The 15,084-nt window shown below is 35.6% G+C and carries 11 protein-coding genes and 1 riboswitch; of the genes, 10 read left to right on the forward strand and 1 reads right to left on the reverse strand.

The window, feature by feature from the left end:
• Positions 1-412: 412 nt before the first annotated feature.
• Positions 413-1,186 (forward strand): HAD family hydrolase, encoded by a 774-nt coding sequence (locus KGF86_RS17280; RefSeq protein WP_186870757.1) that lies wholly within the window; start codon positions 413-415, stop codon positions 1,184-1,186.
• Positions 1,187-1,206: 20 nt separating this feature from the next.
• On the opposite strand, the gene KGF86_RS17285 is transcribed toward KGF86_RS17280, so the two are convergent.
• Complete coding sequence (locus tag KGF86_RS17285; RefSeq protein WP_186870758.1) at positions 1,207-1,671, reverse strand: divergent PAP2 family protein; 465 nt, start codon at positions 1,669-1,671, stop codon at positions 1,207-1,209.
• A 232-nt stretch (positions 1,672-1,903) separates the two neighbouring features.
• On the opposite strand from KGF86_RS17285, the gene KGF86_RS17290 reads away from it, so the two are divergent.
• The 9 genes from KGF86_RS17290 (at position 1,904) to KGF86_RS17330 (ending at position 14,937) form a co-directional block, all read left to right on the forward strand.
• A complete protein-coding gene (locus tag KGF86_RS17290) occupies positions 1,904-2,341 on the forward strand; it encodes a hypothetical protein (protein ID WP_211742557.1) in 438 nt (145 codons plus the stop codon).
• A 184-nt stretch (positions 2,342-2,525) separates the two neighbouring features.
• Positions 2,526-2,984: a chemotaxis protein CheX gene (locus tag KGF86_RS17295; RefSeq protein ID WP_211742558.1), complete on the forward strand. Its 459-nt coding sequence runs from the start codon at positions 2,526-2,528 to the stop codon at positions 2,982-2,984.
• A gap of 176 nt (positions 2,985-3,160) precedes the next feature.
• Positions 3,161-3,331, forward strand: coding sequence for an aspartyl-phosphate phosphatase Spo0E family protein (locus tag KGF86_RS17300; protein WP_186870761.1), 171 nt, complete (start codon positions 3,161-3,163; stop codon positions 3,329-3,331).
• A 200-nt stretch (positions 3,332-3,531) separates the two neighbouring features.
• Positions 3,532-4,872, forward strand: coding sequence for a short-chain fatty acid transporter (locus tag KGF86_RS17305; protein ID WP_211742559.1), 1,341 nt, complete (start codon positions 3,532-3,534; stop codon positions 4,870-4,872).
• Between the two features lie 317 nt (positions 4,873-5,189).
• Entirely contained in the window at positions 5,190-6,209 is a 1,020-nt protein-coding gene (locus KGF86_RS17310) for a PhnD/SsuA/transferrin family substrate-binding protein (protein WP_211742560.1), read from the forward strand.
• 260 nt (positions 6,210-6,469) lie between these two features.
• Positions 6,470-7,234, forward strand: a complete 765-nt coding sequence (phnC, locus tag KGF86_RS17315) for a phosphonate ABC transporter ATP-binding protein (RefSeq protein WP_186870493.1) — start codon at positions 6,470-6,472, stop codon at positions 7,232-7,234.
• A gap of 11 nt (positions 7,235-7,245) precedes the next feature.
• Positions 7,246-8,031: a phosphonate ABC transporter, permease protein PhnE gene (gene phnE / locus KGF86_RS17320; RefSeq protein ID WP_186870492.1), complete on the forward strand. Its 786-nt coding sequence runs from the start codon at positions 7,246-7,248 to the stop codon at positions 8,029-8,031.
• Positions 8,031-8,888, forward strand: coding sequence for a phosphonate ABC transporter, permease protein PhnE (gene phnE, locus KGF86_RS17325; protein ID WP_186870491.1), 858 nt, complete (start codon positions 8,031-8,033; stop codon positions 8,886-8,888). The genes phnE (KGF86_RS17320) and phnE (KGF86_RS17325) overlap by 1 nt, the downstream gene beginning before the upstream one ends.
• Positions 8,889-9,297: 409 nt before the next feature.
• Positions 9,298-9,382, forward strand: a riboswitch (cyclic di-GMP riboswitch).
• A gap of 161 nt (positions 9,383-9,543) precedes the next feature.
• Positions 9,544-14,937 (forward strand): diguanylate cyclase, encoded by a 5,394-nt coding sequence (locus tag KGF86_RS17330; protein WP_186870490.1) that lies wholly within the window; start codon positions 9,544-9,546, stop codon positions 14,935-14,937.
• Positions 14,938-15,084 lie beyond the last annotated feature (147 nt).

Genomic DNA, 15,084 nt, shown 5'->3' on the forward strand with positions numbered 1-15,084 from the left:
ATACTTGGGACATTAAATAAAATATGTACGTTTATTCTACTCAAAATATGACCTATCAAAGACAAGGTGTAATAGTGATTTATTTGCATGATTTTCATAGGTGTAAACTACTATTTTTTTCACTAATGTATTTAGTATAAAGCAACTTTTATAAACTGTAAATTATAAATAAACGCACATTAATAGTTCTTTATACCTAAATGTTACGTGCTCTTCTCTTTGTTAGTGAAGATTTGATTGAGGATATATAGGGAGATAGACTGTCGTAATCTTCAAATTTATAATAAAGTTGTACAGTGTAGGTACGTTTTTACGATTAGGGGTTAGTAATGTTATTAATCCACAAATCAATCCATTGGTTTTTTATAGAGTTATACGATTTCTTTATTTTGACGATAGGAGCCGTGAAATAATGAAGAAATGGATTACCTTTGATTTAGATGGAACTTTGATGCAGAATCCTTTTGGAAAGTGGGTATTTCCGGAGATTGAACAACTATATAACGATTGCATTGGTGATGATCAAGCGAATGGGATTAGAAGTGAACTGATTAAAGAGCATCGTAGGCGAATGAAGGCAGGATTAATTGTTGATGCTTATGATTGGGATGATATTGTAAGGCATGTATTCTCAACAAATGGTGTATTTGTACATGTAGATGTTGCGGAGCTGCTAGTCAAACACACGAAGCCTCCTAAGGTATATCTATTGGAAGAAAATATTCTTCAAGATTTACAAATTCTTCGGGAAAAGGGCTTCAATTTAGCGGTAGTCACCAATGGATTTGAAAAATACCAGAAGCCTGTCATGGACGCATTAGGTTTAACAAGTTTTTTCGATGTTATTATTACCCCTGAAAAAGCAAGGTATGGCAAGCCACAGATTAATATGGTTAAGGAATTACATGATACAAATAATGAAATTGTAGCTCATGTAGGTGATAGACTAGATCATGACGTGACTATGGCAAATGAATTAAATGTGTTATCCATTTTGTTCCATCAAGAAATGCCAGAAACAATTCTTAGTGTAGACCCTAAGAAACGACAATATACATGTATGGACTGGCTTGAAATGAAATGGAAGCGGGAAACTGGGGTAGAAACCCTTCCACTTCCATTGTCCGCTATCCCTAAAATGATTATTTGCACCATGAAGGAGATTAGTATGGAGTCCCTCAGCTAATAGCATGAGGGACTCCACTCTTAGGCTTCTTTTTCTAACAGGTTACTAACTGCTCCAATTAATACACCAAGTGCTGCGCCCCCTAATACTTCAACAGGCATGTGACCAAGCATTTCTTTTAATTCCTTTTCTCGCTTGCGATACTTATATCCTGGATGGTGCTCTGCTAATTTCTCAAGCTCTTCATACATATCATTCACCGCTATAGCGGTTTGTCCTGCTTGCCAACGGATTCCCATTGCGTCATACATGACGATTAAGCTGAATATACTACTAATTCCAAAATCCATCGATGAGATCCCTCTTTTAAAGCCGACGTAACTTGTTAAAGATGTAACCGCAGCGGAATGGGAGCTCGGCATATCACCGGACCCAAACATCTTCTTCCAATCCCATACACCGGTTTCCTTATAATGAAGTGGTACTTTTAAGAACTGTGCTGCACCTATTCCAATTAATGCAGTAGTCATGGCACGATTTAGCATAAATTCACCTCAGCTTATTCATTTGCAAATAAAATAGGATTTATGTATGAAAGGCTCGTTATTCTAGAGAGGTTTTAATGGTTCGATTGGAAGTGTGTAGGAGTACATGGAACCATAGAAATTTAGCCAAATAAACGATAAATATTTGAAACATAACTGTAATCGAATTCCTAGATGAGATGTTGTATGATAAGTGATAGATTGGAATATATTTCAACTTAGGGTGAGGGCTATGGGACGAAAGAACAGACAGGATTATCAACTAGATGGATTTAGTCAAGAAATAAGTCAGACTGTTCAGCAATTAGGGGATTTAAGAGAGCTTGACTTAGAAAATTATATCAGCAAGCTTATAAGGCGTAGTGACTCGAAAAAATTTGCATGTGAAATTATTCGTTGCCTGGAAATAATCAATGATCAGGGAATGAAGATAACAGAAAAAGATAAGAAGAAAAATGCGGCTAAAATTGAAGAGCTGAAAGAAAGCATGCAGAAAAAAAGTCTAACACCAATGGAAAAAAGATTCATCTATGAAGAAATTGCTGATTTAATACGGGAGATGGAATCGATTCGTCGCTATTGGCTACAGAAATCGCTCACTAGTTTTAAATATGTTGGTGCAGCAGGGGCAGTTTTAGGTGTAGCGCTTTTATTTAGAAAAAGAAAATAATACAGGTTTCCACCTCATCTATTGATGGGGTGTTTTTTGTTATAAATATTTTTCGGATTTTGTCGGAATTTATTGATTTTCATGTATGATTGTCTTTATACTAATATTACGGTCTTATTAGGATTACTAATACTTATAATTTGTCACAGTAAACATTAAACCTACCCTAGAAGGAGGAGCAGCTTTGAGCGTAACAGATGAAAAAAATCAAGTCATCACTGCCTTATTAAATGGCACCATCATGTCAGTTAGAAATTCAATTCCTATTCAGGCTAATATAGGAAAGCCTGAACTTTTTAGTAATGCTCTACAGTTCCAATTTGGTGTTTTTATTGGCATTACCGGCGATGTTAGAGGTAAATTAGTTTTATCTGGTGATAGGCAAGTCTTTAGTAGAATTGGCGAGGCAATGTTTGGCATGCCCATTCAGGATGATATGCTTGTCTCACTAAGTGGAGAATTAGGTAATATCATTGCAGGTGGACTATCGACTAATATTGGACAAAATGGGATGAAAACAGATATAACTGCTCCAACGATTATGGAAGGGATAACAAAGCTTCTAGGGTATGATAAGGTCATTCGATTACCGATAGGCTTTCAAGCTGTTGGTGACCTCCATTTATACCTTGTAATAGATTAAATTAGGAAGCAATGCATTGTTCATAATGTATTGCTTTTTATTGTGAATACTAGGTCCATTTACCTGGATTAGTAAAGTAAAAAAAGAGGAATAGATAGAGTAGAGTTGATTCTCAAATATATGAGATTGACTCGAGGAAGGATTACTTTATTTTATACACTCGGGGGAGGTTTTTCATGAAAAAAAATAAAAGAGAGCATAAACAGATATCGTTACAAGAAATTAACGACAAACGTGCTATATTAATCGAGGAAACATCTAAATTTGGTTTGAATAGTCAACGAGTACTAAAAGTAAGTGAAGAACTGGATACGATGATTATAAACTATATGAGAGATAGGAAATAAACGAAAGAGCAAAATCACATCTTTGACCTCCATTATACGAACCTCTTACGAAATATCCTACATGTTCTACTAGCAACCTCCTCAACTAGATGCTTGGATTTTTACTTGAAAGTGATTAAACTATAAGAATGGCATCAGAATAAAACCTACTTATTCGAATAAACTGTTGTAAATAGATTGATAATATAGGAGGGAAATATATGCTAGGTGCTATCACGAATTTTTTCGACCGAATGGTTCGAAGGTATTTACCTGACGCATTTTTGTTTGCAATTATTCTTACTTTTGTTGTATTTATACTTGGGATGATTTTTACTGGCAGCTCACCTGTTAACATGGTGAAATACTGGGGTGGGGGCTTTTGGGGATTATTAGAGTTTGCTATGCAGATGTCACTCATTGTTGTAACTGGGTATATTCTTGCTAATAGTCCCATTGTGAAAAAAATACTAGGGAGGATTAGTAAGTTAGCTAATTCACCAGGACAAGCAGTGTTATTAGTAACACTAGTTGCGTCCATTGCATGTTTAATTAATTATGGATTTGGTCTAGTTGTAGGAGCGTTACTTGCTATTCACGTTGCAAAACGTGTCCCTTCAGCAGATTATCGTTTACTAATGGCCAGTGCTTATAGCGGATTTTTACTATGGCATGGAGGGTTGTCAGGATCCATTCCATTGTCAATAGCAACAGATAATCACATGCTAATAGAGGAAATTGGTATTGTGCCTGTATCAGAAACATTGTTTGGTGGTCCTAACTTGTTTATCGTTGGAACATTACTATTGACCCTGCCATTATTGAATAGACTACTAATGAAGTCTGCTAGAAATGTGGGGCAAATCGATCCAGAGTTATTAAATTTACAACAGAAAGTAATGGAAATAGAAGAGGAAGAACCAGAGACAATTAAATCGGTCACGCCAGCGGAACGTTTGGAGAATAGTAGAATCATATCCTTACTTATTGGCATATTAGGATTAGCCTTTGTTTTGTACCATTTTGTAAGCAAAGGGTTTGATTTAAACCTTAATATCGTAAACTTTATTTTCCTATTTTTAGGGATTTTATTCCATGGTACACCACGTCGATTCTTAAATAGTGTGTCTGGTGCTGTAAAGAATGCTGGCGGCATTATTATTCAATTCCCGTTCTATGCAGGTATTATGGGAATGATGACAAGTTCAGGTTTATCGGAGCAGTTATCCATGTTCTTCGTTAATATTTCTAATGAAGTTACATTACCATGGCTAAGCTTTATTAGCGCGGGCATCTTGAACTTCTTTATTCCATCAGGTGGTGGACAATGGGCAATACAAGGCGATATTATGATGAGTGCTGCAATGAATTTAGGTGCAGATATTCCAAAGACTGCTATTGCGGTTGCTTGGGGTGACGCTTGGACAAATATGATTCAGCCATTCTGGGCATTGCCTTTACTTGCCATTGCTGGATTAAAGGTCCGTGATATTATGGGATTCTGTGTAATGGTGTTGTTCTTTAGCTTTATTCCAATATCGATAGGCCTGCTACTCTTCTAAATGGAAATACTATAGTGATGGATACATGAAAAAGCAAATCTACTAAGTTAAGTAGGTTTGCTTTTTATATTTTTAGAAATTCTTAAAGCCAGAAAGAGCTCTCCTTCTCTACTTTCTTAGGTGAAATCTCCTGTTTTATGGGTATTATGTTAGATTCATCTACTAAATTTTAAAGTTATGTAAATAATCTTAAAATTACGTAAAGTATTAGTAAATATAAACATGAGTTAACGAGATTGTGGTTTAATAGGTACCGATAACAGGTTTAGACAACCAATCTATATCATCTTTTTATTACTAGGAGGAGAAAGAAGAAAATGAAAAAGATCGTTAGCGTCCTGTTTTTTATTGGTTTGGTTATTGTATTAAGTGCATGTACTAGTGGAAATGCACAAGAGCCAGGTGATTATGATGTTATTGATATCGTTTGGTATCCAAATGAATCTGGTAATGATTTAAAAGCTGCTCGTGATGCTATTGGTGAGGCTATTGCTGATGCAACTGGAAAAGAAGTAAAACATCATTTAACAACAGATTACGCTATCGCAATTGAAACCATCGCTAATAATAATGCTGGTGTAGCATTTATGGGTGCTCAAGGATACATAGAATCAAAAGAGCGTAATGATGCAATTGAGGCCATTGTTGTGACCAGTGGTGCATCTGGTACTTTAGACGATGCAAAGTATCATAGCTGGTTAGCAGTAAATGTTGATGAGCAAGATGATTATAAAGTGAATGGTGAATTTTCATTAGATACAATTGAAGGTAAAAAATTCTCATTTGTATCCAATAGTTCTACTTCTGGATTTGTCGTACCAAGTAACACAATCATGGGACATTTTGATGATAAAGATTTAACAGCAGAAGATTTAATGGAGGGTGGACCATTTTTCTCACAAGTACTATTTGGGGGATCTCACCAAGGGTCAGCGGTAAACCTTTTAAATGGTAGTGCTGATGTGGCAGCTTTCTGTGATTCTTGTGTAGATAACTATGTGGAATTGGCTGAAGGTGAAGAAAATGAAATTGGATCAGTTTACCGTGTTAAGGATGATGCAGAAGAGCCATTTAATACCGTTACAGGTAAAGAGTTCGCTCTAATGAGTGTTACACCAGTATTGAATGCACCTTTTGCAGTTAATAAAGAAGTTCTGAATGAAGAAGATATCAATAAATTAATTGAGGCATTTACTTCTGATGAAATTGCAAATAATGAACAAATCTTTGTACCAAAGGATTCAGATATGTCTGGGTTATTCTCTAAAACAGAAAATGAAAGATTCTTAGAAGTAGAAGACGCTTGGTTCAATCCAATCCGTGAATTGTCTAAGTAAAACATTTATGTAAAGGCTAAAGCATGGAACATCTGAAAGTCTAAAAGAGCAATTAGATAACAAGAGCGATATACAAGTAAAGTGCAAGGATACATTAATACCAGGTCCTTTACTAGGAAGAATGTACGTATATCTCCAAATTGGGGGTATGCGTACTATCCTTTATGATTCAAGTTTTCTAAGATAAGCCGGTAGTACCAGCCTCTTATCACATTTTCACTCAATTACGCCAATATAAACTAGAATAAGGAGTGTTATGTATGGCATTGTTAGAATTAAAGGAATTAAATAAATCCTATAATTCAGAAGTTCAAGTTTTAAAGAATGTGGAGTTCACTGTTAATACAGGAGAATTTGTTTCGATTATTGGTCCTTCTGGAGCAGGTAAATCGACACTATTACGTTGTATCAATCGTATGGTTGACATTGAGCCAGGAAGTGTTTATTTCGATGGTCAAGATGTCGGAGCACAAAGTAAGAAGGAATTGCGTAAATTACGTACGAACATTGGAATGATTTTTCAGCATTATAACTTAGTTCCACGATTAACGGTAATTGAAAATGTGCTACATGGACGTTTCGGTTACAAGTCTACTTTACAAGGTATACTTGGTCGCTTTACTGAGCAAGAGAAGCAAAATGCATTTGACCTATTAGAGAAATTAGGTATTGCAGAACATGCTTATAAGCGTTGTGATCAATTAAGTGGTGGGCAGCAGCAACGAGTTGGTATTTGTCGTGCACTTATTCAAGAACCTAAGCTTATTCTTTGTGATGAGCCAATTGCCTCGTTGGATCCTAATTCTTCAAAAATCATTATGGATCATTTAAAGAAAATATCGGAAGATCTTGGTATTACTTGTATTGTTAATCTGCATCAGGTAGAAGTTGCTAAAGACTATGCAAGTCGGATCATTGGTCTGAAGCAAGGTGAAGTAGTATTTGACGGGCCAAGTCCTTTACTTTCTATAGACAAAATTGAACATATATATGGAATGGAATCAAAAGAATTAATCACCGTATAAGGGGAATAGCAATGGATGTAAAAATTTTACGTAAGAAAAAAATGCAGTTAACCTTAATGTTTATCATTATTATTGTCATCACCTATCTGTCCTCAAGTATAACAGATTTTAACTTTATAGAAAGCATCGCTACCATTCCTGCTGCTTTCACTTGGATTTTTTCCAATTTAATGATTACGCAAGATTCTTTTGAGAAGCTACCAAATATATTAGTTAAACTAAATGAGACGATTTTCATGTCTATTGCCGCAACGACAATTGCTGCATTCTTTTCCATATTCTTAGCTTTACTAGGATCTAAAACAACAAAAACAAATAATATATTCAGTATTATTGCGAGATTTGTTGCATCGTTATCTCGTAATATACCAGTTGTAGCATGGTCATTAATTCTCTTGATTTCATTTGGACAGAATTCATTGACTGGTTTTCTAGCATTATTTGTTGGAACTTTAGGATTTTTAACGAGAGCATTTATTGAATCTATTGATGAAACAAATCAGAGCTCTGTAGAAGCATTGACTGCTACTGGGGCAACCTATTTCCAAATCGTTAGTAAAGCCGTCCTACCGCAAAGCATTCCACAAATGCTTAGCTGGATATTGTTTATGATTGAGACGAATATACGTAGTGCTACACTAGTTGGAATACTTACTGGAACAGGGATTGGCTACCTGTTTGATTTATATTATAAGAATATGAACTATCCAGTAGTTGCCTTAATTACTGCTACTATTGTTATTTCAGTTATTGTAATTGAATTGATATCTAACCAAATACGGAAGGTGATCTTATAATGGAAGTAGGTTTGAAACCTTCTACTATAAAACGAACAAAAAGCGGAAAAATTGATATTAAATCCGGTAACAAGATTGATTTAGTTATCAAATGGACCATTTGGATACTGACTATATTAACTATTCTAGCATTTTTCTTTTTTAACTATATGGGTTTGCAGTTAGAAAGAGCCGTAACGGAAACCTTACATAATCTTAGGGTAATGTTTTTTGAACCTACATTAAATCATTTTAGTTGGGGAGAAGCTTTCTATCAAGTTGGCGTAACATTAGGCTTAGGAATATTAGCTACCATCCTAGGTGCAATTATTGCTTTCTTTTTAGCTTTAATGGCAGCGGAAAATCTATCCAAATCTTGGTTGTCTAAAACAGTGAGAATTTTTGTAGCGTTTATTCGTGCAGTACCAACTGTTCTTTGGGTGCTTATTTTTGCTATTGCAGCAGGACTTGGTAGTGAAGCAGCAGTTCTGGGGATGTTATTCCACTCTGTGGCGTATCTAGTAAAAGCATTCTCTGAAGCATTTGAAGAGGTGGATCCTGGTATTTTAGAAGCATTGAAAGCAACAGGATCTAATTGGTGGCATACAGTCGTGCACGGGATTATTCCGTCTACCTTTACCTATTTACTATCTTGGACATTTTTGCGTTTTGAGATTAATTTCTCCGTTGCAGTTGCCATGGGAGCTGCAGCTGGAGCAGGCGGTATAGGCTTTGAACTCTTCATGGCATCCGGCTTCTATTATGACCTTAGAGAAGTTGGTTTAATCACATATCTTATTCTAATCATTGCCATTATACTAGAATTTATCTCCACTCGCTTGAAGGACCGATATTTTCCTTCGACAGTGAAAAACTAAATAATCCTGTAGCCAAATACGAATTATAGAATCCTAAAACCTTTGGAGAAAATATTCCTTTTCTCCAAAGGTTTTTATAGTTAGTAGAATGAATAACAAGTGCAATGTCGTAGGTATAAAGTACTAGTTGTTTTGCGCAATGGAGATGAAATAAACGAACATGCAAACTTAAAAACTAGTAAACGTAACTGGTATCTCTTAAAAGTGTTCATCGATAATTATGTATAGAATCTTCCAAAGAAAATGGTGGAAATACGTTTAATCTATACAAGTTCCGGGTATAAAGTACTAGTTGTTATTTTAGGACTTATAATAATGTAAAACATTTCATGATTATATTGTCAAATTATTGAATTTTTGTAGAATTGGTGTAGAATAGGTAATAAGTAATAGTAATTAAATACCAGATGTGTTGAAAAGGCAAACTATTCGAAAGAGTAGGACGCAAAGCAAAGGGTCTAATGTTGAAAAACGATGATCGCCTGGCTACCAAAACAGTTTTTGGCTATTCACATATTTGAATAGCTTTTTCTTATGGTATGCAATGAATCATCTCAGTGAAGAAAGCTCCCAATATGTATACACTTATACAATATCAAAAACTACAATTGTCAAACCTTAATACAGGTATGATATTTCAAGTGGAGTGAAGGATATGGAAATCATCAACAATAGATATAGGTTAAAAGAACTTATTAAACAAGAGAAGCATGTCATGGTTTATTCAGCATATGATATGCGTAAAGAAAACAAAGTTATTCTGTTAAGCTTATTAAATAATGAATATTTACCAAAGCCTCTGATTGACTTTTATATCACTCGTTTTCTGGATATTAAACGTATAACGAGTAAAGCAATTATCCGAAATTATAGTTTTAATAAGGTCTTCTATATTGATAACAAACGACAGGTAGACCCGCAATACTTTTTTACTTCGGATTATATTCCGAGAACAGGAGATTTGTTCCAGTCAACAAAAAACATGACATTTGATGAGATTATGGAATGTTTTGTAGAGATATGCTCAGCAGTATACTCCCTCCATTTAAAGGGGTTTGTTTATGGTGCATTAAACCCCTATACTATTCGAGTGTTGAAGGGGGAGGGACACTCCCAAGTGTTACTAACGGATATTGCTACCATACATATGGAACAATTAACCCATGCAGAACGAATAGAAGACCCGGTATATCAATCACCAAAGGTCCTAGCGGGAGTGCCAGAAGATGCAGAAACAGATAGGTATGCTTTAGGTGTTATTCTACTCGCACTCATAACGAAAACGCCTACTATAGAAGAACCTAAAAAACAGTTCACCTCGCTGCTTGAGAAATCGAATGACACCCAAGTGAAACACGTTATTCCTGTTGTTAAAAAACTATTAAATACCGAAAATGACAATACTTATAGCAACCTTTATGAACTAATTGTAGATTTAAATGCTGTACTAGGTACGAACTACTCGATTATAAAAAAAGAAGAAATAAATGGATTAAATCTTTATACCAAGCTTGTTGGCAGAGGAAATGAGATTAGGACTATCATGAGAGCCTACGAAAAGATGATTTCCTATCAGCCTGGTAAACGAATCTTTTTCGTTCAGGGTGCCAATGGTGTTGGGAAAACTCGTTTTCTACGCGAAGCCACCTTTTTACTTGGGCTAAGTAAAGCAAGTGTTTATGCGAGCTATAGCTTGAATCATGCTTCCACAGATAGTAAGCAAATGTGGATTGATATTTTACGAAAATTAATCATGGAGACAGATAATAGCATAGTAGAGAAATATAATACCGAATTAATTAAGTATTTCCCAGAACTTATGGATCAGAATTATAACGATTCTCTTAACTATGCTAATGAACATCATACAAAATACCGCCTTCTAAATCGCATTGCGGGTTTTATCAATGAAAGTATTCAAAATCGGCCAACGGTAATGATTATCGATAATATTCATCTCGCAGATGAATTTACAATTGATACGTTTAACTATTTATGTACAGAAGTATTAGAGAATACGAATCTAACTTTAGTTTTTTCATGTGAGGATCGAGCGGTTTCTCCGAATTCAGTCGCTTCTGAATTTATCTATATGATGAAAAGGCGCCCTGATACAGAAACCATTCGTATGGAGCAATTAGATGAACAACAAACAGGAGAAATGATTCAAAGCATTCTATCCATTTCCTTTACACCTAAAAAACTCTCAAGCAGAATCTATAGTCAGTCCTACGGTAATCCATTATTTATAAAGGAAATTATGAAAGACTTGTATAGCCGTCGAATTCTATATGTAAGTGAAGAAACTGGAAGATGGCAAATTGATTTACCAGAGGAATCAGAGGACTATAATCTCTTAGATTTGCCAAATAATATTGAGCATGCACTAGTCAACCAATTGAAGGATCTTGATCCGGGAAAAATGAATATTCTAACAAGTATCTCCATATTTTCTAAGCCTATTGCCACACAAATAATAGAGAAGCTCTTACCAAACACACTGATGGTGGATGAACAATTAGAGGAATTGGTGAATAAGGGAATCTTGCAGCGGCTTATTGATGATAGCTCTTACTTATATGATTTTCGCAGCAAGATATTGAAGAACGTTGTGTACGATAGAATTTCCCAGCAAGAGAGGATATCGAAGCATCAGCTAGCAGCAACTAGCTTAGCAGAACAGAACGGAGTGGAATTGGAGAAGAACCTCGATGAAATTATTTTCCATTATTCAAATGCTAGAAATAAGGAGAAAGCAAGAATCTATTACCTTGAAAAAGCCAAGTTAATGAAGGGTAGATGGAATACGAAAGGGCAAATTGAAAATCTAAGAAAAGCGCTCGATATAACAGATAATCCTGTAGAACAAACAGCACTTTATCTTGAGATAGGGTCGTTATTAACTGACACAGGAGATACCAGATTAGCTTTTGAGTATTTGGAGAAGGCGGAGCGACTAGCACTGGAAGAAAACTATGTGGACCATTTAATGATGGCATACATACATCTAGCTAATGCGAATCACTCTACCTATCAGCTTTCCAAGGTAAGAGAGTATATCGAGAAGGTAGAACATATTTTAAGAAGCCATCCTAATGAAGCGGCGAGGTTAGAAGTGAAACGTCTTCAAGCTATCTTGCTTACCGAGGAGAATCAAATAGTAGAGGCAGCTGCTCTTTTTGAAGAATTAATTGCAGAGTGCGGTAACAAATTTTTGGAAATAAAGGGGAATGCATACCGAACATTAGGATTTATTTTTGTTCACTTAGGAAAAGCGGATGAGGCTTTAGAAGCCTATCATGAGTCATGTAAACTATCAGAAGAAGTCCAAAATGCGAGAGGTATGCTATTTTCGCTCAACAATATAGGTGCGCTTTATGCAGAGGTTTATGAAGACTATGGCAAAGCAATGGAATATCATTTAGAAGTTAAACAGCTGAGTGAGGAATATGGCATTTATACAAGTGAAGTATTTGCACTAATAAATATTGCAGAATCCTATCTCAATCAATTCGATTATAATACGGCATTTGAACACTTTAACCAAGGGTTAACGAAAGCAGAGCGCTATAATCTCGTTCTCGAGAGGTATATGCTATTAAATTACCTAACACAGGTGAGTTTAGAGCGAAATAATTTTGTGGATGCCTTAGAATACTTCAGTAAATTACAAGTGGACATACAGGATAATCCAAATAAGGGCTTTGATATTGGTGGATATTATCAAACTTGCGCGAAGCTGTATCAGGCTCTTGGTAATTATTTTGAAGCAGAACGTTATTACCAAAAAATAATAGCGTTCCATAGTGAACATGAAAATATGATGAAATACACTGCAACTGCACAAGTCCTCATCAATCAATTACGAGAGCCGGAACAAGACTTTGATGATTTTTTAGTGAAACAAATTGTAAAGGTTATTGACAAAATAACAAACAAGTCAATTAGCATTGAACGACTATGTGAAGCTATACAGCATCTTAGTAGGAAGGGGAAACACCACCAAGCGACGGAATTACTTTCCATGGTAGAAGTCTTAGTTAGTGAGGACACACCATATAGGTTAAAGGCTATATATGAGCATGCGAAGGGAATCGTTGCATTTAACTTAAATCGGTCAAGTTCCATCACTTATTTTGAAAGCAGCTTACATTTAGCGAAAATATCTAAAAGTAAGGAATTAACCGCTCGTATTCAGGCAGATATAGGCAATTATTACTTTAATTCAAAAGCGTATTATGAAGCAGCCGCTTATTATCTAGAAGCTTTTGAAACGATTAAGGAATTAATTCAGCAGCTTCCAGCTGAATATAAATTGGACTACATTAATGGTCGAAGTTTCTCAAGGGAATTTTATCGACTTGATGAAATAAAAAGGTGGATTCAATCCGAACAAGAGCAGATTCTAGATCAAGAGGCGTTGATTCATAAGGTCAGCTCCTTAGATGAATTGCAAGCTATTTTAAACACCGAGCAGATTGATTTCTTTATGGGAAATTATCGGTTTATGCGAAATATTAGTCGTAACTATATGGAAAAGTTATCTGATGGGATTTTTCAACCAGAGGATCTTTTGAAACAGTTAGATAGTGATGTATCGAAAAATCTAACCATGATAGTAAAATTTCTTTCTGGTCGATTCCTTGCGACAAACGGGTATATTCTTTCCGAGGAAAAGGGACAGCAGGTAACCGTTCTTTCTTCCCTAGATAAGGGCGTTAGTATACCAGAAAATCTTGCTATCTTTAATCGTGTTAGGTCCACGATGAAGCCTCTACTCCTATCAGATAGGTTGACGCAGGATAAGGTAGATCATCAATTTCTAGAAAATGATATAAAGGCTATTCTTTGCATCCCTATTATTAAGAAGGCAGAATCACGCCCAATAGTTGGGGAAAGTCATCAATTATTAGGTTATATTTATTTGGAAACAGACCGAATCGTGAATAACTTTAATCCGTCATGCCTAGAGAAGAGTATGGAATTGAGTAACTTCCTTGCGTTACTCTTGGAGAAACGCCAATTATTGATTACTGCTTCGATTGATCGATTAACAGGTGCATTGACAAGAAAGTATTTAGAAGATGCTTTACAAAACACCCTAGATTACACAAGGAAAAATGGCAATGAATTTAGCATTATTATGTTCGATTTGGATAAATTTAAAGGAGTTAATGATCGTTATGGGCACCAAATTGGCGACAAAGTTCTAAAGGAAGTTTCCCAGATTATCTTGGAAAATCTTGATCAGAACAGTTTATTGGGGAGATATGGTGGGGAGGAATTTATTATTATTCTTCCTTCAATCAATATAGAGGAAGCACAGGAAATTGCAGAAGCATTACGCTCTACTGTTCAAGGTCATAAGCTATTAGGTGATAAACAGGAAATAACCTTAAGTATGGGACTAGCCTCTTATCCTGAACATGGTCAAACCGTCCGTGAGCTTATTCTAAAGGCTGACCAAGCATTGTACATTGCTAAGGAAAATGGGCGAAACAACTCTCAAGTTTGGCAAAAGGATTTTGATGATAAAGTGAAGCCAGCGAATAAGCTTACTGGAATCATTTCTGGGGACGAAATTAGGGATGCGAGAAATGTACTAGCATTAGTTGAACTCATCCAATTAACCAATCTTCCTATACCAAGTGAGGAAAAAATCTATCAATTTCTTGGTAGAATAGTTGAAATTATGGAAGCACAATATGGATATATTCTACTCACAGAAGGGCATTCCATCATAAAGTCCTTTGGTAGGAAGTCCCAGGAAGAAGAATGGGTCACTGAATATACCTTTAATCAGCAGATTATTACGACGGTCCTAAAAGAGGAAAGTGGTATGTTTACCATTGATTGGGAAGCAACAGAGAAAATTAACCCCGTTAATGGGTTGCCTGATTGGGATTCTATACTAGCAATGCCAATAACGGCTGATGGAACGGTAAAGGGTGTTATGTATATGGCAGCACCTGCTAGGTTAAAAGAATTTGGAGCGGATGAGTTAAATGTCTTGAACGTGTATAGTGAATTAGTGGCAAATATTATATAATAAAATCAATAACATTTGAATTATCAAACTATAACGAATAGATTTGTCATGAGTAATGAACGAAAATCCTTAGTTAAGCTGGATATAGCAAACTATTCAAATGATAGGACTCAGGTGTTAAGGGAATACAAGTATAATCGCTCATGA

Origin of the sequence: Ornithinibacillus massiliensis (assembly GCF_018310345.1) — a bacterium.
Taxonomy (GTDB): domain Bacteria; phylum Bacillota; class Bacilli; order Bacillales; family Amphibacillaceae; genus Ornithinibacillus; species Ornithinibacillus massiliensis.